The sequence below is a fragment of the Cetobacterium sp. genome (assembly GCF_048470075.1).
Classification (GTDB): Bacteria; Fusobacteriota; Fusobacteriia; order Fusobacteriales; family Fusobacteriaceae; genus Cetobacterium_A.
In genome coordinates this window covers 1-3435 of record NZ_DBGBQB010000057.1, presented here as the reverse complement: position 1 = coordinate 3435, position 3435 = coordinate 1, and the positions used below count along the sequence as shown (strand labels likewise).

The window sequence follows — 3435 nt, the reverse complement described above, 5'->3', positions numbered from 1 at the left end:
TAGAAAATGTATCAATTGGAAGCCTGTGTTTTGGAGTAATTCTTATTGCATATTAAGTACTGGTGGAGCAACAATTGAAACTATCAAGTGGTATATCGAATCACAAGGAGCTGAAAACTAAAAAGATTGTCCCGATTCATCCTCTCCCTAATAGAGAAATAGGTTTTCTCGGGACGTTTTGATAAAGGAGGAGTTATGATTGAAAATATTATAAAAAGTATGGAAAATTGTTTTTCTGATAGTGAGAGAACAATAGGGGCATATATAGTTAAAAATAAAGAGAAAATAGGGGAGATAACTTCGACAGAGTTAGCTAAAAAAGTGGGAGTGAGCCAATCCTCAATAATAAAATTTATAAAGAAGATTGGGTTTACAGGTTACGTGGTTTTTAAACTACAATTGGAAAGAGATTTGGAAAATAAAAAAAAATTATCAGAAAATAAAATACATAGTGATATAGACTTAGAGGACTCATTGGAAGAGGTTACAAAAAAAACATTGGCAGAAACTATAGAAGCGTTAAATAGTACTGTGGGAGTAATTGATTACAAAAATTTTGAAACTATTATAGAAAAAATAAGAGAGAGTGATCGTATCTTAATAATAGGGGCTGGAATGTCATCCATAGTAGCTAGAGATTTAGAGTTAAAGTTGATGAAGATAAAAATGGATACTGTGCACTATGAGAGTAAACAGATGCAACTTATGAAGTTATCAACAATGAATGAAAAAGATTTAGTTATTGCAATTTCACATAGAGGGGAGACACAGGAGATTATAGATGTGGCAAAAATAGCTAAGGATATGAATATCTGTGTGATATCAATAACATCAGTTGGAAAAAATACCTTATCATCTCTAAGTGATTATAATATTGGAGTTGTATCTAAAGAGAGTATATTTAGGAGCTCTGCTATATCGTCCAGAATGGCACAGATGATAATATTGGATAGTATTTTCTTAAGATTGATACAAAAAGACTATAGAAAAGTAAAAGAGTATATAGATAAGAGTAAAAAAATAGTAGGATGGGTGAAAAAGTAGATGGAAAAGATACTAGAGGGAAAAACAACAGAAACAAGAAATTTAAAAAGTATGAAAATGGATAGCATGAGTGTAAGAGAGGTTTTAACACTGATAAATGAGGAGGACAAAAGAGTTCCAGAGAGTGTTCAAAAGGTTATCCCTGAAATTGAAAAAGCGGTAGATTTAGTTATAGAGACTTTTAATAAAGGTGGAAGGTTGATATATATGGGAGCTGGAACAAGTGGAAGATTAGGGGTTTTAGATGCTGTGGAGTGCCCTCCAACCTTTGGTGTGGATAAAACAAAGGTAATGGGGTTGATAGCAGGGGGAGAGAAGGCATTTATAGAGGCTCAAGAGGGAGCTGAAGACTCTAAAGAGTTAGCCATAGAGGAGCTAAAAGAGATAGGATTAACATCAAGTGATATAGTTTGTGGAATAGCTGCCTCAGGAAGAACTCCATATGCAATTGGAGGTATTGAGTATGCAAAGATGATAGGGTGTAAAACAATTGCAATCTCATGTAATAGAGGAAGTATGATTGGAAAGATAGCGGATGTGGCTATAGAGGTTGAAGTGGGACCTGAAGTTTTAACTGGATCAACTAGAATGAAAGCGGGAACGGCTCAAAAATTAATTCTTAATATGATTAGTACAACTTCAATGACAGGAATAGGAAAGGTATATGAAAATCTTATGGTTGATTTGAAAATCACCAATATAAAGTTGCAGGAAAGAGCAAAAAATAATGTGATGCAAATAACGGGGTGTAGTTATGAAGTGGCTCAAGAAGCACTTGAAAAATCCAATAATCAGGTAAAAGTAGCCATTGTAATGGTTCTATTAAATTGTGATAAAGAGCAGGCATTAGAGAGATTAAATCAGTCTAAAGGGTTTATAAGAGAAGCAGTAAAATAATAGTAAGGGGAGAGTAGTATGGATAATCAATCAATTGCAAAAGAGATAGTTGAAAAATTGGGTTCAAGAGACAACATAGCAGTTATTAATAACTGTATGACAAGGGTAAGGGTTTCTGTTAAAGACAATGAAAAAGTGGATTTTAAAAATTTAGATTTGATTCCTGGGGTAATAAAAGTGATAAAGGATGATACAATTCAAGTGGTTGTAGGACCTGGAAAAAGTAAAAAAATAGCGGATGAAATGAAAAAAATATGTGGAGAGATTACAACTAACAGTGAGGAGTGGAAAAAAACAAAAGAGAGTGTAAAATCAAAGCAGAGTAAGTTTTCATCAATATTAAGAAGATTGGCCAATATATTTATTCCATTGATTCCAGCAATAATAGGAGCAGGGCTTTTAAATGGTATAGCTGGATATTTTCAAAATGTATATACAGCAGAGGGAATAAAGGATATGCCTATGTGGATAACTTTTTTTCAAACATTAGGTAGCGGGTTGTTTGCATATTTTGCAATATTTGTGGGAGTAAATTCAGCCAATGAGTTTGGTGCAACACCAGCTTTAGGTGGAGTTATTGGAGCTGTGACAATAAGTGGCAATATAAATATATTTTCTAAAGCATTGGGATTATATAACGCAGATGTTCCATTGAACAGTATTTTAATACCTGGAAAGGGAGGGATAATAGGTGTAATAATAGGAGTTGCAATTTTGGCTTGGGTTGAGAAGCAACTTAGAAAAGTTATTCCAGATTTTTTAGACACAATTCTAACACCAATGATATCCCTTTTAATAGTGGGAACAGTGACAATATTTGCAATAATGCCATTTGCAGGAGTGGTTTCAGATGGAATTATAAAAGTTTTCTCATTCTTCATAATGAGTGAAGGGCCAATTGCAATAGTTGGAGGATTTATTTTAGCAGCATCATTTTTACCTCTGTTAATGGTGGGATTACATCATGGGCTTATACCCTTTTATATGGTTCAATTGACACAGTTTGGAAGTATATCGTTGTTCCCAATACTTTGTATGGCAGGTGGAGGTCAGATAGGTGGAGCAGCAGCCATCTATATAAAGGCCAAAAATAATAAAAAGTTGAGAGATATAATAAGATCAGCTATGCCAGTTGCAATATTAGGAATTGGGGAACCAATGCTTTATGGGGTAACACTTCCACTTGGAAAACCATTTATAACAGCCTCAATAGCAGGAGGGATTGGAGGAGCATTTTTAGCGGCAACTAAGGTTCAGACAATAGCTTTTGGACCAGCTGGGATAACAGCTATTCCACTGGTTGTACCTGGGAAGATTATCTACTATGTAATAGGTCTTGGAATCTCCTACATAGCTGGATTTATAATAACATATCTATTTGGAATTCCAAAAGATATAGATGAAGCTGTGTAAAAAATAAAAAAAAATAAAAAAAATAAAACTTTTTTATGGGAGTTTATGTCTAAAAATTATAATAAAGAAAAAGTGTTATAT

The 3435-nt window shown here is 33.7% G+C and carries 4 protein-coding genes; all 4 read left to right on the top strand.

Annotation, left to right across the window (positions count from 1 at the left end):
- The first annotated feature begins 25 nt into the window (after positions 1 to 25).
- Positions 26 to 121, top strand: a complete 96-nt coding sequence (locus ACMOUI_RS01955) for a transposase (RefSeq protein ID WP_418964067.1) — start codon at positions 26 to 28, stop codon at positions 119 to 121.
- 74 nt (positions 122 to 195) lie between these two features.
- The gene (locus ACMOUI_RS01950; RefSeq protein WP_418964066.1) at positions 196 to 1044 is read left to right on the top strand and encodes a MurR/RpiR family transcriptional regulator; all 849 of its coding nucleotides are present in this window, start codon (positions 196 to 198) and stop codon (positions 1042 to 1044) included.
- Entirely contained in the window at positions 1045 to 1941 is an 897-nt protein-coding gene (murQ, locus tag ACMOUI_RS01945) for an N-acetylmuramic acid 6-phosphate etherase (RefSeq protein ID WP_418964065.1), read from the top strand. It begins immediately after the preceding gene.
- Between the two features lie 18 nt (positions 1942 to 1959).
- Positions 1960 to 3354: a PTS transporter subunit EIIC gene (locus ACMOUI_RS01940; RefSeq protein WP_418964064.1), complete on the top strand. Its 1395-nt coding sequence runs from the start codon at positions 1960 to 1962 to the stop codon at positions 3352 to 3354.
- The last annotated feature ends 81 nt before the right edge of the window (positions 3355 to 3435 follow it).

What these genes read in the sequence shown, in the direction of transcription:
- ACMOUI_RS01950 (WP_418964066.1), top strand. Translation starts at nt 196, where the DNA reads ATGATTGAAAATATTATAAAAAGTATGGAAAATTGTTTTTCTGATAGT.
- murQ (WP_418964065.1), top strand. Translation starts at nt 1,045, where the DNA reads ATGGAAAAGATACTAGAGGGAAAAACAACAGAAACAAGAAATTTAAAA.
- ACMOUI_RS01940 (WP_418964064.1), top strand. Translation starts at nt 1,960, where the DNA reads ATGGATAATCAATCAATTGCAAAAGAGATAGTTGAAAAATTGGGTTCA.